16 protein-coding genes, 4 tRNA genes and 3 rRNA genes are annotated in these 24,266 nt (G+C 44.5%); 5 read left to right on the top strand and 18 right to left on the bottom strand.

All coding sequences use genetic code 11. The annotated features are described in order from the left end of the window. Positions 1-66: 66 nt before the first annotated feature. The 13 genes from D1814_RS10305 to D1814_RS10240 all read right to left on the bottom strand — a co-directional run bounded on the left by D1814_RS10305 (position 67) and on the right by D1814_RS10240 (position 13,183). The gene (locus D1814_RS10305; protein WP_118491948.1) at positions 67-1,419 is read right to left on the bottom strand and encodes an alkaline phosphatase PhoX; all 1,353 of its coding nucleotides are present in this window, start codon (positions 1,417-1,419) and stop codon (positions 67-69) included. A gap of 522 nt (positions 1,420-1,941) precedes the next feature. Then, positions 1,942-3,126 (bottom strand): elongation factor Tu, encoded by a 1,185-nt coding sequence (gene tuf, locus D1814_RS10300; RefSeq protein WP_014980400.1) that lies wholly within the window; start codon positions 3,124-3,126, stop codon positions 1,942-1,944. Positions 3,127-3,193: 67 nt separating this feature from the next. Further along, positions 3,194-3,269 (bottom strand) — tRNA-Thr (locus D1814_RS10295). A gap of 7 nt (positions 3,270-3,276) precedes the next feature. Beyond that, positions 3,277-3,351, bottom strand: a tRNA-Gly gene (locus tag D1814_RS10290). 33 nt (positions 3,352-3,384) lie between these two features. After that, a tRNA-Tyr gene (locus D1814_RS10285) sits at positions 3,385-3,469 on the bottom strand. 7 nt (positions 3,470-3,476) lie between these two features. Then, positions 3,477-3,552, bottom strand: a tRNA-Thr gene (locus D1814_RS10280). Positions 3,553-3,673: 121 nt separating this feature from the next. After that, on the bottom strand, positions 3,674-4,420 hold the full coding sequence (locus D1814_RS10275; RefSeq protein ID WP_118491946.1) for a type III pantothenate kinase: 747 nt from the start codon (positions 4,418-4,420) through the stop codon (positions 3,674-3,676). Between the two features lie 134 nt (positions 4,421-4,554). After that, on the bottom strand, positions 4,555-5,541 hold the full coding sequence (gene birA, locus D1814_RS10270; RefSeq protein WP_118491944.1) for a bifunctional biotin--[acetyl-CoA-carboxylase] ligase/biotin operon repressor BirA: 987 nt from the start codon (positions 5,539-5,541) through the stop codon (positions 4,555-4,557). Beyond that, a complete protein-coding gene (gene murB / locus D1814_RS10265) occupies positions 5,538-6,578 on the bottom strand; it encodes a UDP-N-acetylmuramate dehydrogenase (protein WP_118491942.1) in 1,041 nt (346 codons plus the stop codon). The genes birA and murB overlap by 4 nt, the downstream gene beginning before the upstream one ends. Positions 6,579-6,754: 176 nt before the next feature. Beyond that, positions 6,755-7,180, bottom strand: a complete 426-nt coding sequence (locus D1814_RS10260; RefSeq protein WP_118491940.1) for a DUF4174 domain-containing protein — start codon at positions 7,178-7,180, stop codon at positions 6,755-6,757. 989 nt (positions 7,181-8,169) lie between these two features. Then, a 5S ribosomal RNA gene (rrf, locus tag D1814_RS10250) occupies positions 8,170-8,285 on the bottom strand. Between the two features lie 119 nt (positions 8,286-8,404). Continuing rightward, positions 8,405-11,282 (bottom strand): 23S ribosomal RNA (locus tag D1814_RS10245). 368 nt (positions 11,283-11,650) lie between these two features. Beyond that, a 16S ribosomal RNA gene (locus tag D1814_RS10240) occupies positions 11,651-13,183 on the bottom strand. Together the 16S, 23S and 5S rRNA genes form the textbook arrangement of a ribosomal RNA operon. 652 nt (positions 13,184-13,835) lie before the next feature. On the opposite strand from D1814_RS10240, the gene D1814_RS10235 reads away from it, so the two are divergent. Then, a complete protein-coding gene (locus D1814_RS10235) occupies positions 13,836-14,648 on the top strand; it encodes a hypothetical protein (protein WP_118491938.1) in 813 nt (270 codons plus the stop codon). 193 nt (positions 14,649-14,841) lie between these two features. Here D1814_RS10235 and D1814_RS10230 read toward each other — a convergent pair whose 3' ends face one another. Genes D1814_RS10230 through D1814_RS10220 form a run of 3 tightly spaced genes read right to left on the bottom strand, consistent with a single transcriptional unit; the run spans position 14,842 to position 19,115 of the window. Then, positions 14,842-16,296 carry a TolC family protein gene (locus D1814_RS10230; RefSeq protein WP_118491935.1) on the bottom strand — a complete coding sequence of 485 codons (1,455 nt, stop codon included), beginning with the start codon at positions 16,294-16,296 and terminating at the stop codon, positions 14,842-14,844. Then, the gene (locus D1814_RS10225; RefSeq protein WP_118491931.1) at positions 16,290-17,342 is read right to left on the bottom strand and encodes an HlyD family secretion protein; all 1,053 of its coding nucleotides are present in this window, start codon (positions 17,340-17,342) and stop codon (positions 16,290-16,292) included. Before D1814_RS10225 ends, D1814_RS10230 begins: the two co-directional genes overlap by 7 nt. Then, on the bottom strand, positions 17,343-19,115 hold the full coding sequence (locus tag D1814_RS10220; protein WP_118491929.1) for an ABC transporter transmembrane domain-containing protein: 1,773 nt from the start codon (positions 19,113-19,115) through the stop codon (positions 17,343-17,345). Between the two features lie 202 nt (positions 19,116-19,317). Here D1814_RS10220 and D1814_RS10215 point away from each other — a divergent pair, with 202 nt between their 5' ends. Next, the gene (locus D1814_RS10215) at positions 19,318-20,208 is read left to right on the top strand and encodes a LysR family transcriptional regulator (RefSeq protein WP_118491927.1); all 891 of its coding nucleotides are present in this window, start codon (positions 19,318-19,320) and stop codon (positions 20,206-20,208) included. Between the two features lie 15 nt (positions 20,209-20,223). Here D1814_RS10215 and D1814_RS10210 read toward each other — a convergent pair whose 3' ends face one another. Then, positions 20,224-20,886, bottom strand: coding sequence for a transposase (locus D1814_RS10210; protein ID WP_118491925.1), 663 nt, complete (start codon positions 20,884-20,886; stop codon positions 20,224-20,226). A gap of 167 nt (positions 20,887-21,053) precedes the next feature. Further along, complete coding sequence (locus D1814_RS10205) at positions 21,054-21,710, bottom strand: YkgJ family cysteine cluster protein (RefSeq protein WP_118491923.1); 657 nt, start codon at positions 21,708-21,710, stop codon at positions 21,054-21,056. A gap of 439 nt (positions 21,711-22,149) precedes the next feature. Between D1814_RS10205 and D1814_RS10200 the strand changes: the two genes are divergently transcribed. From D1814_RS10200 to D1814_RS10190, 3 genes are all read left to right on the top strand, one after another. Further along, complete coding sequence (locus D1814_RS10200; protein ID WP_118491921.1) at positions 22,150-22,380, top strand: type II toxin-antitoxin system Phd/YefM family antitoxin; 231 nt, start codon at positions 22,150-22,152, stop codon at positions 22,378-22,380. Further along, entirely contained in the window at positions 22,380-22,766 is a 387-nt protein-coding gene (locus D1814_RS10195) for a type II toxin-antitoxin system VapC family toxin (protein ID WP_118491919.1), read from the top strand. Before D1814_RS10200 ends, D1814_RS10195 begins: the two co-directional genes overlap by 1 nt. A gap of 93 nt (positions 22,767-22,859) precedes the next feature. Further along, the gene (locus D1814_RS10190; RefSeq protein ID WP_118491917.1) at positions 22,860-24,266 is read left to right on the top strand and encodes a mannose-1-phosphate guanylyltransferase/mannose-6-phosphate isomerase; all 1,407 of its coding nucleotides are present in this window, start codon (positions 22,860-22,862) and stop codon (positions 24,264-24,266) included.

Raw genomic sequence — 24,266 nt, 5'->3', positions numbered from 1 at the left:
TTCAAAGGAGGGAGTTAAGAAGCAGCATCTAGTTAATACACTGCTTCAAAAATGATTCTAAAAAACTTAAGTATTTAGCCATGGGCCGGTAATGGCCAAGGTTTTTGCGGGTGAGTAAATGTTGACGAAGAGCGTATTGCCATCAGGCGAGAAACACGCACCTGCAAGTTCAGTTTGCGCATGTAGTTTAGCAAAGTTGTAAACTTCTCCGCTTGGCGTAACACCGCGCAAATGGTTATCCACAATGTCCGTGTATTGGTCTTCACACACTAACAAATGCCCGTTTGGACATACCGTAAGATTATCGCCAAAGTTATACAGGTTCATGTCTTCACTTTCTAAAAACAGCTGAAGTTTGTCTTTTTTACCATCTATAGAGGGAACAAGCTTCATCACCTGACCTAGCTGCTTTTGCCCGCCATTAGTACAGCAAAAATATAGCTCATTTTCACCCCAGTGTATGCCTTCACCGCGTGCGAAAAGCGCAGCACCTTTATCATACCCTTGTACTCGTAAATCATCATTAGGGCTTTCTGGGTTTTCTAACGCGACCCACTCAACGTTGAACCACGTTGCCACAGGCATAGCATTGCCATTCCAGTTACGTGTATCGAACTGAGGCTTCTCTTTTACCACCAAAGCTTCTAATTGACCGCCAGCAGTCAAATTACCGTACTCTTTGGGTACAAAGCGATAAAGCAAACTATCGCCTCTGTCTTCAGTTAGATAAACAATACCGGTTTTGGGATCGACACACGCAGCTTCGTGGTTAAAACGCCCCATTGCCTTTAATGGCTTAGCTTCTATTAATGAAGTAGCATTTGCGGGCACTTCAAATATATAGCCGTGATCTTTGTTTACTACATCGCCGTTGGGGCCGTGAGGACGGTCTACCGATTCTTCACACGTTAACCATGTGCCCCATGGCGTAATGCCGCCAGAGCAATTTCTTACGGTGCCAGCTAGGCTAACAAACTCTTTTTCAACCTTTTGAGTGCTAAGGTTGTACACCATGTTTGTGGTACCGCCAGGTAATGCAATGCCGTTAGCGTAACTGTCATAAGCTAAGTCGCTGGTATGCGCTTGAATAGACTTAGGCTGAGCACTTAAATGTTTGGGGTGTAGCTCATGATTACGTACGAGCGCCACTTTATTGCTACTACCATCTATAGGTAGACACCCCATTCCATCCGCTCTATCAGGTACATGCATACCATCTGACATCGCATTACCAAGACTTGAGATAACTTTATAGCTAAAGCCTTTAGGTAAATCGAGGAGCTTTTGAGGGTCAGCTACAAGCGCCCCATAGCCTTCGCTAATTGGCATAGACGCCAAGTTCATTTTCTTACCAAAAGCACTGGTCGCTAGACCACCAAATGCCAAAGAGCCTACTAAAAACTGGCGTCGTGTAATCATGAAAATCTCGTTAAACAATAAAGCCGGGCATGATAGCCATTAATTGTTACAGTATAACAACACCATAAGAAATTATTGGCAAGTGACATTCGCATTTTATAGGCAAACAGCTTGGGGAAAGCGGATAATGGGGAGAATGCGGGTTGATCTCGAAGCTCTTACATAAAAGCTGGGATGGGTTTACGGCGTATAGCTCCCCTCCTCTTCAAACTTTTTGCTATGCCGATCAAGGAGGGAGTGAAGCCCCATTAAAAACTCTCAGCAGCAGGGGCGCTGCTGCGAAGCCGCCATGGATGGCTTTACGGCGTGTTACTCCTCTCCTCCTCAAGCTTTTTGCTATGCCAAGCAAGGAGGGAGTGAAGCCCCATCAAAAACTCTCAGCAGCAGGGACGCTGCTGCGAAGCCGCCATGGATGGCTTCACGGCGTGTTTTTGATGGGGCTTCACTCCCGACCTAAAAATCGCAGGCATAAAAAAAGCGCACCTAAGTGCGCTTTTTTTGGCTTGTGTTGCTAAGTCTAGATTAGTCTAGGATCTTAGATACAACACCAGCACCTACTGTACGACCACCTTCACGGATTGCGAAACGAAGACCTTCTTCCATCGCAATCGGAGCAATTAGCTCAACTTTAAATTTAAGGTTGTCACCAGGCATTACCATTTCTACGCCTTCCGGAAGCTCTACAGCACCAGTTACGTCAGTTGTACGGAAGTAGAACTGTGGACGGTAGCCTTTGAAGAATGGAGTATGACGGCCACCTTCATCTTTAGACAGTACGTATACTTCTGCTTCGAAGTTAACGTGTGGAGTGATTGAACCAGGCTTAGCTAGTACTTGACCACGTTCAACTTCATCACGCTTAGTACCACGTAGAAGAACACCAACGTTCTCACCGGCGCGGCCTTCGTCAAGAAGCTTACGGAACATCTCAACACCAGTACAAGTAGTCTTAGTAGTGTCTTTGATACCTACGATTTCTACTTCTTCACCAACTTTAACGATACCTTGCTCAACACGACCAGTTACAACCGTACCACGGCCTGAGATTGAGAATACGTCTTCGATTGGAAGGATGAACGGCTTGTCGATTGCACGCTCTGGCTCTGGGATGTATGAATCAAGCGCTTCACCAAGCTCGATGATTTTCTTTTCCCACTCTGCGTCGCCTTCAAGCGCTTTAAGAGCTGAACCTTGGATAACTGGTAGGTCATCACCTGGGAATTCGTATTCGTTAAGAAGTTCACGAACTTCCATTTCTACTAGCTCTAGAAGCTCTTCATCATCAACCATGTCACACTTGTTCATGAATACGATGATGTAAGGAATACCAACCTGACGACCAAGTAGGATGTGCTCACGAGTCTGAGGCATAGGGCCGTCAGTCGCAGCTACTACTAGGATACCACCGTCCATCTGAGCAGCACCGGTGATCATGTTTTTAACGTAATCAGCGTGTCCTGGGCAGTCTACGTGTGCGTAGTGACGAGTAGGAGTGTCATATTCTACGTGTGAAGTAGAAATGGTGATACCACGAGCTTTCTCTTCAGGCGCGTTATCGATTTGATCGAAAGCCTGAGCAGAACCGCCGTAAGTTTTAGAAAGAACTGTAGTGATAGCTGCAGTTAGGGTAGTTTTACCGTGGTCAACGTGGCCGATTGTACCCACGTTTACGTGGGGTTTCGTACGTTCAAACTTTTCTTTTGCCATTTCTATTATCCCAGCAAAGTTACATTAAAAAATTTAGAAATTTTACATGAGCTGGGGAGAAATAAACTGGTGCTGATAGGCAGATTTGAACTGCCGACCTCACCCTTACCAAGGGTGCGCTCTACCAACTGAGCTATATCAGCACTGATTTGGAGCGGGCAGCGGGAATCGAACCCGCATCATCAGCTTGGAAGGCTGAGGTAATAGCCATTATACGATGCCCGCAATCCTAATTCTCTGGCCACCTCATAGAGAAAGTGGTGGAGGGGGCAGGATTCGAACCTGCGAAGGCTGAGCCGGCAGATTTACAGTCTGCTCCCGTTGACCGCTTGGGTACCCCTCCAGATTGATGGTGCCGACTGCCGGAATCGAACTGGCGACCTACTGATTACAAGTCAGTTGCTCTACCAACTGAGCTAAGTCGGCACTACATCAAGTGGGTGCGCATTCTAGAGTATTGTTTAACTCTGTGCAAGTGTCTTTTTGAAAATTTTTCAATTTTCTTTTTTGACCAATTTTTCAACTAATCAAAAACTTACGTCGATGTTCACTTTAGAAGTTCACTTCGAGCGTAGCGGGCAAGACCCTGCATCACCAAATGAGCGAGGCGCATGTTATCAGCAGATTTTAAGAATGCAAACACTTTTTTGTCTCCACCCCCTAAAATTATATCAAAATCGGTTTGTTTGCTTGATATGTAATCAATCGCGCTCAAATAAACACCATATAGGGCAGCATGACACCCTGTTGCCACACAATCTTCTGTATCGGTCCCTACCCCAAAGGTGGTCGGAATTTCATCATTCGCGTACACTTTTTTAGTAGAAGCTACCAATGCATTACGCATAACTTGAAAACCAGGCACGATCCAACCGCCTAAATGTTGACCATCTACGACAAAATCGACCGTTATTGCCGTACCCACATCCATAACAAAAAATGCTTTTTTTGATTTTTCTGCGCCGCAGACCATAGCAAGCCATCTATCGACGCCCATTTTTTGAACATTGTCGTAGCTATTTTTTATGCCGAAGGCTTCTTTCTCTGTATTTTTTTCTACAAAAATAATATTTCGCTCGTTACACATGGCTGATATTTCATCAACCAGCTCCTGATTTCTCACCGAAGCAATGTATAAATGGGAAATTTTTTCCTGAGAATCGATAAAAGAGAAAAGAGAAATGGCATCTTCACATGCATTAGGCTCTTCTTCTGCATGACAAAGCAGTGAATATTTTATTCGGGTGTTACCGATATCCACTAAGATGACGTGTTTTTCTTCAATGTTGTGCATATTTTAGGTTTCAATTGCAAAGCAATGCATAAAAAGAATAGGTGAAATGTTTTAAAAAAGCATGACGGCAATTTACGAGTACTTTCACTACAAAAGTTTTTGAAATAAACGCCGCTTAGCTGTGAAATAAAACGTTAATTGCCTCTAAGGCTAACTTCACCACCATGGAAACGGGTAATGCCATCTTGCGTTTCAACAAGAAGTGCGCCGCTGGCGTCTACTCCTCTATCAATTCCGGAGAAACGCTTCTCTCCCATCTGCAAAACAATGCGTTTATCTGCGTATAAGTCGAGCGCTTCCCAGTAAGCCGTAAACGGTCCGAAGCCTTGTTGGGTAAATTTGGGCAAATAAAACCACAGAGATTTAATTATTTCTGCTGCTAGTGCATTTCTATCAGGGATAGTGCCTAAATAAGAAGCGAGATCGCTATGAGGCTGACCAACATCATATTGATTATCGGGCACACAAACATTTAAACCTATGCCGATAACGCTATGCGCCGTTGCACCTATCTGCCCTTCTACCTCAATAAGCACACCCGCCAGCTTTTTACCTTGCAGATAAATATCATTTGGCCATTTTAATTCAGCATCTTCTACGCCGAACTCCTTAAGTGCATCGCAAACAGCTAGGCCTACTAATAAAGAAAGCCCCGCCATGCTCTGATAACCATCAGGAAAGGACCAGTACATAGAAAAAGTTAAGCTTCCGCCAACCGGTGCTAACCAAGAACGGCCGTGTCTGCCGCGTCCATCGGTTTGAATTTCAGCAAAAACAACGTCGCCATTTTCAAGATCTTCTCTTTTACTCGCAATACGCTTCTTCATTTCTGTATTGGTGGAAGGTAAAACCGATTCCACATCAATAACCGCTCGTTTTGTATTGCCTAAGTGGCGTTTAATGCTGTCGGCGCTTAACAATGGAAAACCTCGTTCTAATCGGTAGCCTTTACCTTTTACTTTAAATACATCTAAACCCCAGTCGGCAAGTTGGGAGATATGACCCGCAACCGCGGTACGTGAAAGTCCTACCTGCTGAGCAATGATTTCACCTGAGTGGAACTGACCATCAGACAACAAAGCGAGTATATGTTTTCTTATAGCTTTTGATGCTTGTCTCATAGCGAAATAAGTCCTTTGTTTCCTAATAAGCGTACTTCGGGTTCCAGCTGTATGCCAAATTTATCCTGTACGCTTGCTATGATATTTTTCGCCATGGTAATCACATCGCTTCCGGTGGCACCACCTAAGTTAGTAAGTACCAATGGCTGGGTTGGGTGGCAACGTACTTTGTTCAACGTTTTGCCTTTAAAACCTGCCTGATCTATTAGCCAGGCAGCGGGAATTTTTACTTTTTCTTGTTCGTTTGCCGCATGCGATGAATCAGCATTTTGGCTTACAACAAAATGCGGTACCCGCTCATATTCTTGCGCTATTGATTGGTACACCGTTTTTAAAACAACGGGATTTTTAAAAAAGCTGCCTGCATTACCTAGCTCGCTAGGATCGGGCAATTTGCTTTTCCTAATTTCAATAACTTTACTATACACCTTTTCTGGTGTTGGATTGGTAAGTGCTGCTAGTTCGCCATAGCTAGTCTCAAGCTCGTATTGCTTAGGCAACTTAAAGTTAACGTGGGAGATAAGTACTTTGTTGGCTAACGCATGTTTAAACACACTATCTCTATAACCGAACTGACAGTCTTCATTGCTTAGCAATACCTGTTCGCCGGTTTCAAGAAAGACGCACTCCACCTTATCGATTAACGAATTCACCTCTACACCATAGGCACCGATATTCTGAATAGGACAGGCCCCCACTGAACCTGGGATTAACGCTAGGTTCTCAAACCCATACCACTTCTCTTTCATACAAAGAGTAACGAATTCATGCCAGTTTTCACCTGCTCCTACACGCAAATAGTGGTGGCTTTCGGTATCAAAATGGCTAATCCCTTTTATTTCGTTTACCAATATCGCACCGTCAAAGTCGGCGGTAAAAATCGAGTTGCTTCCACCACCTAATATATAAATGGCTTTGCTGGTTTCATTCTTATATGCGCTGAAGATAGACAGGAATGAAGAAACGTCAGTAAACGACTGGATAGAATCACACGACGCTGAAAGGCCAAATGTGCTGTAAGGTTGTAGAGAGGTCATAGAATTTTACGAACTGCGAACAATCCGCTAATGGTAGGGTAACGAAGCGGCAAATAAAAGCGCAAACATGCAAATAACTCAGCTGCTATGCTGTAAGTTTTTTACTCCTAAAGATCTTGGTATTGCTTACCATGTTAAAAATAGTATTCAAAGTAGTGGTTTTTTAGAAATAGTACTTAGTAGAACCCTAGTTCTGTTTTTCTCATAGGCATTTTATCAATAGTGCTATAAATTAGGTCGCTATCAAACGCGCTATATTTAGCCTTAACTGCACCATCAAGTCCTATTAGCGTAACTTTATCCTGTGGGACATTACCTAGTGTTGTATTACATTGAGGGTGACCAAAAACTATAGTAGGTTGCCTATCAACTATGCCTATAATCACAAGCTTCCTCTCAGATAGAGCCCCCCTATCATATTGAGCAAACGTGTTTAAGTCTTTAAGCTCTTTGCTACTGTTAGCGTTATAGATTAACACCCTCTTTTTCCACTTAAGCTCGCCCAAGGTAATTTCACACTGAGACTGCGCACTATTAGCCAATGAAAAGCTAGAGAAGGACGCCATAAACAACACAAAGATAGAAAAGTAGATAGTATTCATATTAAAAATATGGGGTCAGAGTACTTTATCGAGTGAACATTATAGTCATTAACAGAGAATATAAAGGCTTTAACGGACAATTTACCGCGCTCCCTAATACTGAGCTGTACATCGGCCCGGTGCTTTTAAACATGGTTTATTACTGCCCTTTATTCAGGTACTAGCTCACTCAGGTGCAGTACCATCCATCCGTTAATATATATGTTTCGAGGCCGTCTAGCATCGTAAATCGCACCAGTGACAACCAACTCATTTACTTTTGCTTTGCTAAGTATAAGGTTATCAACGCGATAATAATTACGCAGCAATAATGCTTTATCAAACTTCGCGTGCTGACTCGGTGAGACGGGTGTTGTGTGAGCGATGTTTCCTACTTTAAACGTAAAAGTGTCATTATCGACATTTAGAACTTTCAGCGTAACATAGCGAAACCGGGCATCTGAAGTGGGATCAATAGCCCTATAGTCTATATAGAAAAAGTCGTTTTTCTGGGGGTTAGCTAAGACCCTTTCCTTTTCACTTTTTTCTATAAATGCATTACCAACGAAGAAGAGTACTATTAGAAAAAGGCAAGTTCGGTGTGCTGCTTAATCACAGCAGTGACAGGTTCAAGTCGAAAATTACCAAGCAAATAAGCAGGGTTATTATTAAACGGTAACGTTGACATAAAAACATCCTAGCTGTTTTGTGTTTTTATACCATACCGATTATTTTCCAACCTGTCGCTTGTTCTACAGAACTATTTCAAAAACTACAGCATACATTTTTCGAATAATTTTCGAATAATGGGGTCAGTGTACGTTTTTCTGAATTGGCTACACTAGGGCATAAGGGAGTAACTATGTTCTGATGTTTAAAGTAATAAAATACTCTGACCCCATTTTGCTATTTGCTGGCGGAGGAATGGGATTAATGTACTCTGACCCCATTACTTTTTCTCTGGTGCACAAAGCAAAAAACCCGCCGTTAGGCGGGTTCTTCTTAATGGGACCTGGCAGTGTCCTACTCTCACATGGGGAAACCCCACACTACCATCGGCGCTAATACGTTTCACTTCTGAGTTCGGAATGGAATCAGGTGGTACCGTATCGCTATGGCTGCCAGGAAAAACTGGTAACAATCTAGAAAACTGGATATTAATTCAATCAGTGAGTAACTACTTTTCACTCTACTTGCTTTAGCTTGTCTACAACACTCAAAAGCCTAAAGCTTTTTGGGCGTTGTATGGTTAAGCCTCTCGGGCAATTAGTACAGGTTAGCTTAACGCCTTACAACGCTTCCACACCCTGCCTATCAACGTCATCGTCTATAACAACCCTTCCAGAACTTAAAGTTCAGGGATGACTCATCTTTGGGCCGGCTTCCCGCTTAGATGCTTTCAGCGGTTATCCGTTCCGAACATAGCTACCGGGCAATGCCATTGGCATGACAACCCGAACACCAGCGGTTCGTCCACTCCGGTCCTCTCGTACTAGGAGCAGCTCCCATCAATCATCCAACGCCCACACCAGATAGGGACCGAACTGTCTCACGACGTTCTAAACCCAGCTCGCGTACCACTTTAAATGGCGAACAGCCATACCCTTGGGACCGACTTCAGCCCCAGGATGTGATGAGCCGACATCGAGGTGCCAAACACCGCCGTCGATATGAACTCTTGGGCGGTATCAGCCTGTTATCCCCGGAGTACCTTTTATCCGTTGAGCGATGGCCCTTCCATACAGAACCACCGGATCACTATGACCTACTTTCGTACCTGCTCGACGTGTCTGTCTCGCAGTTAAGCTAGCTTATGCCATTGCACTAACCTCACGATGTCCGACCGTGATTAGCTAACCTTCGTGCTCCTCCGTTACTATTTGGGAGGAGACCGCCCCAGTCAAACTACCCACCAGACACTGTCCACAATCCCGATAAGGGACCAATGTTAGAACATCAAACATACAAGGGTGGTATTTCAAGGACGGCTCCACACAATCTAGCGACTGTGCTTCAAAGCCTCCCACCTATCCTACACATGTAGGTTCAATGTTCAGTGCCAAGCTGTAGTAAAGGTTCACGGGGTCTTTCCGTCTAGGTGCGGGTACACAGCATCTTCACTGCGATTTCAATTTCACTGAGTCTCGGGTGGAGACAGCGTGGCCATGGTTACACCATTCGTGCAGGTCGGAACTTACCCGACAAGGAATTTCGCTACCTTAGGACCGTTATAGTTACGGCCGCCGTTTACCGGGGCTTCGATCAAGAGCTTCGTCCGAGGACTAACCCCATCAATTAACCTTCCGGCACCGGGCAGGTGTCACACCCTATACGTCCTCTTACGAGTTTGCAGAGTGCTGTGTTTTTAATAAACAGTCCCAGCCACCTGGTCACTGCGGCCTCCATTTGCTTACCACGCGAAGTGTTCACAAACAGAGGCGTACCTTCTCCCGAAGTTACGGTACAATTTTGCCGAGTTCCTTCACCCGAGTTCTCTCAAGCGCCTTAGTATTCTCTACCTGACCACCTGTGTCGGTTTGGGGTACGGTTCATATAATCATAAGTTTAGAAGCTTTTCCTGGAAGCAGGGCATCAACAACTTCACTCCCTTGGGAGCTCGTCTCGCGTCTCAGCTTTAAGAATCCGGATTTACCTAAATTCTCGGCCTACTCGCTTTCACTTGGACAACCAACGCCAAGCTTGCCTAGCCTTCTCCGTCCCTCCATCACTGATTATATAAGTACGGAAATATTAATCCGTTTCCCATCGACTACGCATTTCTGCCTCGCCTTAGGGGCCGACTTACCCTGCCCTGATTAGCATGGGACAGGAAACCTTGGTCTTCCGGCGTGGGAGTTTTTCACTCCCATTATCGTTACTCATGTCAGCATTCGCACTTGTGATATGTCCAGCAAGCTTTACAACTCACCTTCATCCACTTACACAACGCTCCCCTACCCAGCATAGTAAACTATGCTGCCGCAGCTTCGGTATATTGCTTAGCCCCGTTACATCTTCCGCGCAGGCCGACTCGACTAGTGAGCTATTACGCTTTCTTTAAAGGGTGGCTGCTTCTAAGCCAACCTCCTAGCTGTCTATGCCTTCCCACATCGTTTCCCACTTAGCAATATTTTGGGACCTTAGCTGGCGGTCTGGGTTGTTTCCCTCTCCACGACGGACGTTAGCACCCGCCGTGTGTCTCCCGGATAGTTCTCATTGGTATTCGGAGTTTGCAAAGGGTTGGTAAGTCGGGATGACCCCCTAGCCTTAACAGTGCTCTACCCCCAATGGAATTCGTCCGAGGCTCTACCTAAATAGATTTCGGGGAGAACCAGCTATCTCCCGGTTTGATTGGCCTTTCACCCCCAGCCACAAGTCATCCCCTGACTTTTCAACGTCAGTGGGTTCGGTCCTCCAGTTGATGTTACTCAACCTTCAACCTGCTCATGGCTAGATCACCGGGTTTCGGGTCTATACCTAGCAACTAAACGCGCAGTTAACACTCGCTTTCGCTACGGCTCCGCTATTCGCTTAACCTTGCTACTAAATATAAGTCGCTGACCCATTATACAAAAGGTACGCAGTCACCCCGAAGGGCTCCCACTGCTTGTACGTATACGGTTTCAGGTTCTATTTCACTCCCCTCACAGGGGTTCTTTTCGCCTTTCCCTCACGGTACTGGTTCACTATCGGTCAGTTAGGAGTATTTAGCCTTGGAGGATGGTCCCCCCATATTCAGTCAAGATAACACGTGTCCCGACCTACTCGATTTCACTGTAAAGATTGCGTCGTGTACAGGGCTATCACCTTGTATCGCTCCTCTTCCCAAAGGATTCCACTACACTCAATACAGCTTAAGGGCTGTTCCCCGTTCGCTCGCCGCTACTAGGGGAATCTCAATTGATTTCTTTTCCTAAGGGTACTTAGATGTTTCAGTTCCCCTCGTTCGCCTCGTTACACTATGTATTCATGTAACGATACCTGTAAACAGGTGGGTTTCCCCATTCGGACATCTGTGGCTCAAATGCATTTTGTCGGCTCACCACAGCTTTTCGCAGACTTACACGTCCTTCATCGCCTCTAACTGCCAAGGCATCCACCGTATACGCTTCGTCACTTAACCATACAACCCCAAACAGCCTTTTGACTTCTGTCTAAGTTATGTTGCATGAATGACAAGCTAATCGGAAGAATTGCCTTGCTATCTTTTTGCTAATCGGCTTGCCGATTGGCACGCTTTTCAGCGCTTTTAGATAACAAGCAATTCAGTCAAGTAGAGTAAAAAGTACGTCTTTCGACTTCTCAGTTACTCAATTTTGATTGATTACTATTAATATCAGCTTTCCAAATTGTTAAAGAGCATAGTGCTTAATTCAAAACACTTAGGTTTGATCTTAAATCAAAGCTAAGGGCTTTTATTTAAGTCATCTTTAAATATAAACAAGACTATCTGTGTAGGCACTGCATCAAGTGCGTCTTACGACGTAATGGTAAGGAGGTGATCCAACCCCAGGTTCCCCTAGGGTTACCTTGTTACGACTTCACCCCAGTCATGAAACACAAAGTGGTAATCGTCCTCCCGAAGGTTAGACTAACTACTTCTTTTGCATCCCACTCCCATGGTGTGACGGGCGGTGTGTACAAGGCCCGGGAACGTATTCACCGCAGTATTCTGACCTGCGATTACTAGCGATTCCGACTTCATGGAGTCGAGTTGCAGACTCCAATCCGGACTACGACATTCTTTAAGGGGTCCGCTCCACATCACTGTCTCGCTTCCCTCTGTAAATGCCATTGTAGCACGTGTGTAGCCCTACACGTAAGGGCCATGATGACTTGACGTCGTCCCCACCTTCCTCCGGTTTGTCACCGGCAGTCTCCTTAGAGTGCCCAACTTAATGCTGGCAACTAAGGACAAGGGTTGCGCTCGTTGCGGGACTTAACCCAACATCTCACGACACGAGCTGACGACAGCCATGCAGCACCTGTGTCTGAGTTCCCGAAGGCACGAAACTATCTCTAGTAACTTCTCAGCATGTCAAGTGTAGGTAAGGTTCTTCGCGTTGCATCGAATTAAACCACATGCTCCACCGCTTGTGCGGGCCCCCGTCAATTCATTTGAGTTTTAACCTTGCGGCCGTACTCCCCAGGCGGTCTACTTATCGCGTTAGCTTCGCTACTCACGGCTTAAAGCCACAAACAGCTAGTAGACAGCGTTTACGGTGTGGACTACCAGGGTATCTAATCCTGTTCGCTACCCACACTTTCGCACATGAGCGTCAGTCTTTGGCCAGGGAGTCGCCTTCGCCACTGATGTTCCTCCAGATATCTACGCATTTCACCGCTACACCTGGAATTCCACTCCCCTCTCCAAGACTCTAGTCTGCCAGTTCTAAATGACCATCCCAGGTTGAGCCCGGGGCTTTCACATCTAGCTTAACAAACCGCCTGCGTGCGCTTTACGCCCAGTAATTCCGATTAACGCTCGCACCCTCCGTATTACCGCGGCTGCTGGCACGGAGTTAGCCGGTGCTTCTTCTGTTGTTAACGTCACGGCTAGCAGGTATTAACTACTAACTTTTCCTCACAACTGAAAGTGCTTTACAACCCGAAGGCCTTCTTCACACACGCGGCATGGCTGCATCAGGGTTTCCCCCATTGTGCAATATTCCCCACTGCTGCCTCCCGTAGGAGTCTGGACCGTGTCTCAGTTCCAGTGTGGCTGATCTTCCTCTCAGAACAGCTAGAGATCGTTGCCTTGGTAAGCCTTTACCTTACCAACTAGCTAATCTCACTTGGGCCTCTCTTTGCGCCGAAGCCTAAGCCCCGTTTGGTCCGTAGACATTATGCGGTATTAGCAGTCGTTTCCAACTGTTATCCCCCTCGCAAAGGCAAGTTCCCAAGCATTACTCACCCGTCCGCCACTCGTCAGCGAAGTGCAAGCACTTCCTGTTACCGTTCGACTTGCATGTGTTAGGCCTGCCGCCAGCGTTCAATCTGAGCCATGATCAAACTCTTCAATTAAATATATCGAAATATGAATCGTCGTTATGTTGACACTCTTAACGAGTGCCCACACAGATTGTCTTGTCTAAATTGTTAAAGAACGTTGCGACTTCTTCGCAATTCACTAGAAGCCATTGCTTCTTAGTGACTCACCCTGTTCGAGTGAGGTGCGCATTATACGCTGGAAGTTTTCGTTGTCAACACTTTTTGAAAATTTATTTTCTGAAGCGTTTCTTCTAAACTCCCGTCTTTACTGGCCTATGTAGGTAGTAGAGACTTACTTCAGGAGGCTTGCTGTTTTGCTTTTCCCCCGAAGCGGATGCGCATTTTAGGGAAATGAGCGCTCACGTCAACACTTATTTTAAAAAAGATGAAAAAACTGAACTAACCGTCTATTTTTCATTCAAATGTGATAATTAGTAGACAATATGGACTAATTACTAATAGGATGGGGTTTCAGATCCTATAAAGTAGTCGTTCTTAAAGTAGTAGTAGATACTGCCGTTATTATATTAGTGCTTGATATTAACTAATGATATTGAAGCCAGCGTAAAGGAATACGTATAAGAATGTATATAAGCGTTAGCAATGCACGCTTTGCATTCTCTATAAAGGTATTAACACTGGCGGTGTCTTAAATTGACTACGCAATAATTATAAAGGTGGGTTTATGTTACGAACTCTTACATTGCTATCAGCGGCAATACTAGCTTCTCAAGTTAGTTATGTGGCAATGGCGCAAGACGCTTCTTTCAACGAAGCAATTCAGCCATCCACTTCAGCGAGTGTAGAAAAATCCGTTGAAGAGTCGAATCGCTTTCAAACAGCCTTTCTAAAACGTCAAGTTGATCAAACCATGTCTGTAGGACGGGCTATTAGTTCTATCGCCGGTCACTATCCACAGGAAGTAGTGTCTATCGTAGACATTGCATTAGATACCTACCCAGACAAATATCGTGAAATTATCTTCGCAGCCATATCAGCACAGCCTTCTTCTACGGAAGAAATTGTACACTTAGCTATTGAGAAAGAAGTTAGTAGCTGCCCTAATATTGTACAGCTAGCTATAAAAGCGGAACCTACCTATGTAGACTTCGTAGTACAAGCAGCGGCCGTATCTACGCCCGACGAATTAGATGAAATTGTACGTGTGGCCGTATTAACACAGCCAGATGCAGCGGATAGTATTGTTCAGACACTATCGCAAGAACATCCAAACAAAATTGTCGATATCATGACAAGCGCGTTAAACGCTGTACCTTTTGTTGGTGAATACGTTGTTGATGCGCTTTTGGCAGTATTCCCTAACGAAGCGGAAACTGTGGTTGAGACAGCAGTACGAGAATCGTCACAACAGCGAGAGCAAGTTATACGTATCTTAAATACTGCCCAGAATGCCGGTGTGACTGAGGATAAGTTAATAGAATACGCTATGTCGGCGGGGCTAAGTGAAGAAGACGTTAATAGTGCGCTAAACAACTAGTGCACTAGTTTATAAACAATGCTTAATTGAAAACGGCGTATTGAGTAAATCAATACGCCGTTTTCGTTTATGGATTTATCGGTAACTTCAATTGCCATTATATTAATAGTATATAACAGCGGGGAATACTAATAGCCCCAGTACATACACTGGGCCACTACATCGCAGTCGTGTTGAGTATCTCCGGTAAATGCTATTTTTCGAAGGAATGCAGCATAGCCGCTTCTTTATACAGCATAAGTTCGGATTTTAATAAATCGACCTTAGCTTTAATCTCTTTGATCTTCGCTTTAATCTCGTTTTGCGCTCGGGCATTTAGTACGAACATATCGCTGTCGCCTGCATCGAATCGCGTTTTCTCTACCTTTGATAGAGTTTTTGCTAACGCAGCATTTTCGCTTTGAAGAGACACGATATCCTTTGCTTGCGCCCAGTAAATTAACGCTTGCTCAAAGCGCTGTACAATAGCTTGCTGTGTTGATGTAAGCTTGTGCGCAAGCTCTCTTTGCTTAGATTGCAATTGTGCACGCTCTGCTTTTGCCTTTCTGTTACCCAATGGATAAGAAAACGATAACCCCACTTTAGTTTCTGTGCCTTCTAATGATTCAGAGCCTGCTCCCACGTCTCTGGCGAGAGAGGCAGTAAGGTCAAGCTTTGGGAGTAGCGCGTTGTCAGCCAGTGCAACTTTGTTTTCTACCACCTGCTGTTCTAACTTCATTACGTCTAATTCTGGGTGACTTCGCAGCGCATTGCGAAGCGTAACCAACTGACTATTACCAATCCAAAAGGGCCAGCTTAACTCGGTGGGTGGCTGATCACTGTTAATTGCCAACATGTCACCCGCTGGCGAGCGCCAGTAAAAAGATAGCATTTGCGCGTGCATATCTCGCTTTTGCTTAAGTTCGGCCAGGGTTAAACGCTGTTGAAGTAAGTTAGCTTTAAACTCGGTAAGCACGATATTAGCTAAATCGCCCTCCTCTACGCGAGTAACCAAAGCTCTTTCACGTTCAGACGCGGTATTAAGCAACTCGGTAACGGCTTGAATTTGTAACGCACTCTCGTACCATGCAATGTATTCACTTACGCCTTTATATACAAAGTCGTTGATAAGACTTGTCGCGAGTGCCTGCCATTGCGAGGTTGCCAGCCTCGCATTGCGCAATTCCGTTCTGCGTTTATCTATTTCTCGATTTTGCAAAAGCGACATGGCAACACCTACACTGGCCTCCCCGGCTGAAAGCGTATCGTAATACCCTTCATAGCTAGGAAAGTCACCGGCAGCAATTCGATACTCACCAAATACTGCCCCGTTAAAATCTTCAATTGGATTTGTGAAACGCTGAGTAAGGTTGGTCCCATCATAATAACCTGACACTCGGCTTTTGGTTTTCTGTTCAATAAAGGGGTCGAAGCTGCTTCTTGCAATCTCTAGTTCAGCGGCAGCTTGATAGTTTCCTTCGTTAATTGCCTGCACATACGGGTGATAGTTCACCATACTATCAACTAACGCATCGATGGTTGGCGCCTGTCGAGCATTTTGCGTTTGCTCATAATGAGTATTATGCGTCTGCGCTAATAGACCAGGTACGCTCCCACCTATATATGTAGCTAATGCGATTGCAGTAAAAAACAATCTGCGCATTACCATATTGATGCTCCTGAACCTTTTGCTCCTGTTGAAGATGACTGCTGTGTGGGTAGTGGCGGGAAGTTATTTAACTGTCGCCACATTTCATAGCCTAACCGCACTTCTTCTAGCAACACCCACGCTTTTACTCGGCTACCTAAACGGGCCGAACTTTCTGCTGGCCATGGAACATCTGACTCGTCGGGCCTGATCCAAACATTAAAGTCGCCCGTTGGATTTGCTACAGGCTCTACATATACCACTTCACCGCCAAAGGTTCCTATTGCACTACCCGGCCACCCGCTGAATTGGAAAACCGGCCAACCTTCGAACTGTAGTCGCGCTTTGGCGCCGGGCTTTACTAATGGTGCATCGAGACCTCTTACGGTTACTCGTACACTACGCTTGGCATCGGCAGGTATGAACTGACCTAAGATATCACCAGATTTTACAAAGGTAGACACACCACCGGACAGCAAGCGCACTACTGTACCGTCTACCGGCGCAAATTTGGTTTGGGTAGATTGACGAGATAGCGTCATACTTACTTCATTTATTTCAGATACCGATGCTGCGGCTTTTGCCCTTAACTCCTGCACTTTGATTTCGGCTTGCTCAACTTCTTTACGAGACACTAATCCCTGCTCCTGCAGTGATTTTTGACGTGCCAAGTTGTTTTCGGCATTTCTCACTGCCGTTTCGTTAGCTTGGTTTTTCAAGTTTGCAGCCGAAAGCTGCGACTGAAGCTTTTCAAGGCGCTGGGCATCAATATCAATTAGCGTAACAATAGGCTCGCCCGCTTTTACTTGCTGACCTTCTCTAACGTGCCATTTTTTAACCTGCCCATCGACAAGAGCGTTAATAGGCTGGGTTCTGTCTTTCGGGTCGAGCGAGTCCACCATACCTGTACCATAGGCGGTTTGGATCCAAGGTGTGAAGTACAGTATTAAACCAGCGGCAAGCACTAAGAAAATGATTACGCCAGTGATAACACGATGCAGCTTAGGCACTTTCAAAGAAGGCAATGACGTAATGTTGTTTAAAAAGCGACGTTCTGCGTTATTCACTTACTCACCCTCCTTATCGTTGTTCACATCATTCGTGCGGGTATTCACCGTTTGTGGATTAGTACCTAATGTATCTGTAGCGTTAGAGCTTTCTTGTACGCCGACAATCGGCGATTCACCATTGGTATACTTGTTTAACATGGCCGTCGCATTATCGTGTAAATGCAAAACACCTTCAAAACAATCTGGTAGTGGCATATTAGTAAAGTACATTACGGTAAAGTCGTATTTGCTTAAGCGCCTTAGCAATCTTGCTCTTAAGTCGACCGGTATGGCATCAAAATGCTGGTTCAATACAAGAAGCTTTGGTTTGCCAATAATGGCGGCAGCCAGCTTAAGTAATAAGAATTCTAGAGGCTGTAAAGGCGCGCCTAATACCGACACTTTGGTCTGCAAACCTTCCGGTAAGCTATCGATAACCTTCGTCATCTCAACTTCTTCAAGAGCTGCGCGAATATCGGCAATGCTTGCTTCGGGGTGCGCTAGTTTCAAATAGCGCTCTATAGACACCTCAATAATTAAGGAGCGATCTAAAATAGTTACCGCCTGCCTTAACTCATGAGTGTCATAATCGTATAGGCTAAATTCGCCTAATAAAATATCGCCTGACTTCACGCGGTCGTATTGCTTTACTAGCCCCAACAGTTGCTTTTGAACCCAGCTTTTATCAGTAGTAACAAAGTACTTAGTTCCAGGCTCGAACACCACGTTTAAATGGCAGGTATCGTTACCATGTTTAAGCTCTACATTGTTAAACACCAATTTAGACGATGCGGGTATGTGCTTTGACGCATTCAACTCTTCTTGCGGCATAGATAAAGCACCACCCAGCTTTTCCGCCGCACCGTATAGTTCGTAATAAAGCTTTAGGTACTGAGTAAAACGAGAAAGACCAAAGAATACGGCAGACATCACCAGTTCAGCGGCCACTAGCTGACCAATAGACAGTTCGCCTTGTACAACAAGAACACCACCAATACCAAGTAAAGACGCACTTGCTACAGCGTACATTAATAGAAACATTACCACCTGTGCAAAGGTGTAATTAAAGTGGCTTTTGTGCTTTTTAACGTAGTTGCTAATGTAACCTTCGGTACTGCGACCGGCATATTCCACGTGATCCGCCGATTTGAAAAACTCGTGTGCAATAGCGATATCGTGCAGCCACTTCGCCGAATCATACTTAGCGTGAGAAAGTTCGATGGCCGTTCGTTTGGCGCCCCGCCCCCAAATTTTCCACACGGCATACATGGTTAGTAGCAGTACAACGTTAAATGCAAAAAGCGCCGGATGGTAAAACGAGACAAGAGTGAAGCCCACCAGCATTTGTAGTACCAGAGCGAAGCCGTCGATCATTAGCGAAGGCATATTCTTTTGGAAAGTCATAATATCGAAATAACGCTGCGTAATGCTCACGTTCTGGCGACCTTCAAAAAAGCTGTGCGGGGCTAAAATGGTTTTAAGCCCTAAATCTGCGGTAAGCCGTGCATAAACCTTGCGCTCGTAAAACTCCATTACGCGCATACGAAGTGCACTGAATACGCCAGATATAAACAAGGTAAGAAACAAAATAACGGCAAGAATGATAACCGCACGTGTGGAGCCAATATTAGCAATACTGTTTATTAACGTTTGGACCGCTATAGGTACTGCAAGTGTCATCAAACTAATTGCTACACCATAAGCGATAGCAACCCAAAAAAAGCCAGCCTCTGGTTTCAATAACGAAAACAGTGTTTTTCGCGTTTTACGTAAGTTTATTGTTTTAGCCATAGTTATGCCTTCAATATACCGCTAGCTTAGAAAAATTATTTATGTGTTGTTTTAGATAGCATTTGCAACATCGCTTATAGTGTATTGCAATGATTAATTAGAATATAACTGTTATATTCTTAATAGTTCATCGAAAATAATTGCGTTTAAGAATAATGGGGTCAGAGTCACAACACTGACCCCATTACTCTACAAGTAAAGTATGCACCACCTAAACTACCATCACTTATATTATTTTTATCTGGTTGCCCGCGAAGGTAGCATTGCCAAAGCCGCTAAGTTACTCCACGTTACCCCGCAAACGGTAAGCGGGCAACTGAGCACGTTTGAAAGCCAGCTTGGTTATTCACTATTCGACAGAATAAACAAACGGCTGTACCTAAACGCACGGGGTAAAGTAAGTTATCAGTATGCCAGCGAAATATTTCACAAGGGTAACCAACTGGCTGAAATACTTAACAATAGCGACGAAGTAAATACGAAGGAATTCGTAATAGGTATTACAAATGGTATTCCCAAAGTGCTTTTTTATGATTTTGTGCACGACACCATGCGCCAGTTCTCGCAAGTAAAGTACGTAGTTAAAGAAGATAGCTTTGATGGTTTACTAAAGGAACTCGCCATAAACGCCATCGACTTTATTGTTGCAGACAGAGGCATAGCGCCCGGTACGCAAATAAGTGCTAACAGCTACTTCTTAGGAGAAAGCTCGTTAAGCTTTTTTGCTAAAACGCCCCTAAGTGAAGGGCTACAGTTCCCAGACTGTTTGAACCAAATGCCGTTGCTTATACAAGGTAACACGTCGGGCATACGCCAAGCACTTACAAGCTGGCTTGAAACCGAACAGCTTTACCCCAAAATAGTGGCCGAATTTGATGATACAGCGCTGCTGAAGTTATTCGGAAGCGAAGACTTTGGCGTGTTCTGTGCCCCTTCAGCTATATCAAAACACGTAGAAGAACAATATGGCGTGCACTGTATAGGTAACGCGAATACGCTTAATGAAAGATACTACGCTATTACCGGTAAAAGCCGTGCCGACTATACGATTAGTGAAGCAATAGTGGAATCGGCACGTGGAATTTTAGTGTGAGACCGAGTTTTGGGGTCAGAGTCGGGGCTCTGACCCCAATGCTTCATATAGTCGCGTTTTAAACTGTTCTGAGCCAAGCGCCTTACCTATTTGACTGTATGTTCGAATAAGCTCTATGTCTTTATTTGAAAGTTCGTCATGAAAAAGTGCGCTGTAAGACTTTTGGCGTACTTCAGGATCTGCGCCTAATGATGTGTATATTGGGTGCTCAGTGCATAATGAGGTGTGAACCCCACGTGCATTGCGATGATAGCTTGACCACTTATAATTAGCTGGGTGTTTTGCCAGGCCAGCTCTTACTGGGTTGAGCTCTATGTAGCGTGACACCGTCATTAGGTATTTCTCTGAATCCACTATACAGGAACGAAAACGCCCTTCCCATAATGTTCCGGTACGCTCATATTTTGCATTAAATCTCCTTACATACATTCGACCGATTGACTGCATCATTGCACTCACCCCCCTATTGTCTTCTTGAGGTGTGCAAAGTAAATGAACGTGATTTGTCATCAATACCCAGGCATGTATATGTATATTAAACTTCTTCGCGTAGACATTGAGCCATTTTACGTAAGCAATAAAGTCCGTTTCACTTAGAAAGCAATTAGAACGATTATTGCCGCGTTGAATAACATGTACAGGGAAACCTGCTGGGGAAATCCTTCTCCTTCTTGCCATACTATCGCTCCGATTAGTCGTTATTATTCATCGATGATAAGTGGACTTTTGCGTAGTACAATCCTGTACCTTGAAAATCAGGCTTAAAGTTCAGCAACGAAGTTTTTGGAATCAGTGAAGCACTTGGGGGTCAGAGTCATGACTCTGACCCCCATGCTTACTGCATGTTACGCTGCAACGCCATCATCTATATTTTGTGAATAAAACATTAGCGTAAGTATTTTTTCTAATATGTAGTGGAGCGCATCGTTTATAGGCATAAGCTTATCGCCTAACTCGTAATCCAGTTGCGCTAGCTTTTGTCTACCTTCAGCTATCATTGGTGGTTTGCTACTCGATATAGACATGGTAGACATGGGGTCAGAGTCGTGACTCTGACCCCATGCAGGCTGTATAGCAATTAGCGCGGCCGCATATTTTTCAGGTACGGCTTGTTTAATTGGCTTACATACCGAAAGCGTGGCTTCGCCTGATTTAGTTTTATAGCCTGCAGCGCCGAACATACGGCAAATCCCGGGACGGTATTCGTAAATTCCGCAATAACCTTCTGTACCGTCTAAACTCAAGCGTTGATATTGCTTGCATGCAAAACCGCTATAGCTTTGAAGCTCATCGAATACTTGTTCGGCTTGACCACTATCAAACAGATGCAGTGCATATGGCAGCATTTCTAAAGGCGACACTTCAATGTCGGGTTTATTGCAACATGCGCCGCATTTCTCAACACAGTTTAATGACTGACTTGATTGATATGCGCTGAATTCTTGAGAAAGAGATTGGTAAACATCCATCACTTGGCTGGAAAGCTCACGCAGCCTATTCATAACGACTCCGCTAATAAAAGCAAACTAAACGAAACGAAGTTCACGCTGCAGTATATGGTAGGTAGCATGAACTCACTTTACCGCTTGTAAGCTTTGATAACTTATAAGCAGTTAGCAGTGGGGTCAGAGTCACGACTCTGACCCCACAATTTAAAGCATGCTTCTTCCCCGCCGAGTGTGATTAAGCTTAAGGCTTAATGGCAGGGGTTGAATTGGCGCGGATTTTATTTCGAATTTTGGGGTTTGGGAAGTTTTTTGTGAGTGACCTTTGGTGATAAAACATAAGCATTACCGACACGACAGATATTCTGTTTATTTCAGTATCAAATTTTTATGCCACGAGCGCTAACTGCAAATGAGCTAAAGCCATCGTTGCAACTGCTGCTTTTTTAAACTACCATATTAGCTAAGTTTAGCTAAGCTCATTAGAGGGTTTTGTATGCAAGCCAATATGCACGAGGCAAAAAGTAAGTTATCCCAACTTGTAGAACGGGCTGAGGCGGGTGAAGAAGTTGTTATCGCCAAATCGGGAAAGCCAGCAGTGAAGCTAGTGCCCTTTAAAACAGAAAAGAAACGCATGTTTGGGCAATTCAAAGGCCAAGTTCATGCAACCGAAGACTTCGACTCGAAAGAGGTTAACGAAGATATAGCAAATATGTTCGGTTTGTAATGAAAAGAATCTTACTAGATACCCACGTTTTAATTTGGTGGATGAATGGAGATGAGCAATTAGGTGTTAATGCTCAGAAGCATATCTCTAATACTGAAAATGACATTTATATCAGTGCCGCTTCTGTTTGGGAGATGTCGATTAAACAGCAGCTGGGAAAACTTACGGTACCAGATGATATTGAGTCGCTTATCGAAGAATTAGGTTTTAGCGCTTTACCTATCAGTTTATTCCACGGCCAGCAAGCAGGAAGACTGCCAATGCTCCACCGCGATCCATTTGACCGAATGCTGATCGCACAAGCTCAAGCTGAAGGGTTGCAAATATTAACGAAGGACGAACACTTTCCCGCTTATGGGGTTAGATTGATTAACGCTTTAAAGTAATTCCTGAGATTGTTGTGCTGCACCGTTTTTATATTCTTTCCTAACTCAGTATACTGACAGCAAAGATATTATTTTAATAATCAAGGAACGCTAATGAAGCCAGTCATTCTTGCTGGCGGAACGGGAAGCCGCTTATGGCCAAAGTCTCGCGCCGCTCTACCTAAACAGTTTTTGTCACTTACTTCTGACAAAACTATGATTCAAGATACTGTGCTGAGACTCGACGGAATCGAATCATTACCACCATCTATAATTTGTAACGAAGAGCACCGTTTTCTAGTAGCCGAGCAAATGCGACAGATCAGTGTCGATAACAGCGATATACTGTTAGAGCCTGTAGGAAGAAATACAGCCCCCGCTATCGCACTTGCCGCATTTCAGGCTATGGAAGACGGTAATGACCCAGTTCTACTCGTCTTAGCTGCTGATCACTTGATTCAAGATAGCGCTACATTTCAGTCGAAGATAAAGGAAGCTCAGGCTTTAGCTGAACAAGGTAAGTTAGTTACATTTGGTATTGTCCCTACTCAGCCTCATACAGGCTACGGCTATATTAAAGCTGGCAACAAATTAAATATTGGCTTCGATGTAAGTGAATTTGTTGAAAAGCCAAATATGTCTACCGCTACAGAATACGTTCGCTCAGGCGAATATTTCTGGAATAGCGGTATGTTTATGTTTAAAGCTAGCGCTTTCTTAAAAGCACTTGAGACCCACGCCCCCGAGATATACGCAACCTGTAAAAAAGCCATTGAGAAAACAGAAAAAGATCTCGACTTTGTGCGTATAGATGAAGAAATCTTTTCTTCGTGCCCCAGTGACTCTATTGACTACGCTGTAATGGAAAAAACATCAGAAGCCGCCATGGTAACACTAGATGCGGGATGGTCCGATGTAGGTAGTTGGTCATCACTGTGGGAAACAGGTGTCAAAGATGCAAACGGCAATGTAACTACTGGCGATACGCTATTAGAAGGAACCAAAAACAGCTACGTAAATGCAGAACATAGTTTGGTTGCTGTTATTGGCTTAGAAGATGTTGTGGTCGTTGAAACGAAAGATGCTGTTATGGTGGCAAATAAGAAAGATGCCGAACATATCAAAACAGTGGTAAACAAACTGAAAGCCGAAAAGCGCCCTGAATTTGAGTTTCATCGTGAAGTGTTTAGACCTTGGGGTAGTTACGATTCAATCGACAATGGCGGGCGATTTAAAGTTAAACGCATAACCGTGAAGCCAGGTGAAAAGTTATCAGTTCAAATGCATCATCATAGAGCGGAACACTGGGTGGTGGTGTCAGGTACAGCTAATGTAACAATAGGTGATGAAACGCAAATGCTAACAGAAAACGAGTCTGTTTATATCCCTATTGGGGCTGTTCATGCATTAGAAAACCCAGGAAAGATTCCACTAGAGCTAATCGAGGTTCAATCAGGTGCTTATTTAGGCGAGGACGACATTGTTCGTTTCTCTGATAGGTATGGGCGGTCAGATAAATGA

Source organism: Alteromonas sp. BL110 (genome assembly GCF_003443615.1).
Classification (GTDB): Bacteria; Pseudomonadota; Gammaproteobacteria; order Enterobacterales; family Alteromonadaceae; genus Alteromonas.
This window is presented reverse-complemented; position numbering and strand designations above follow the sequence as displayed.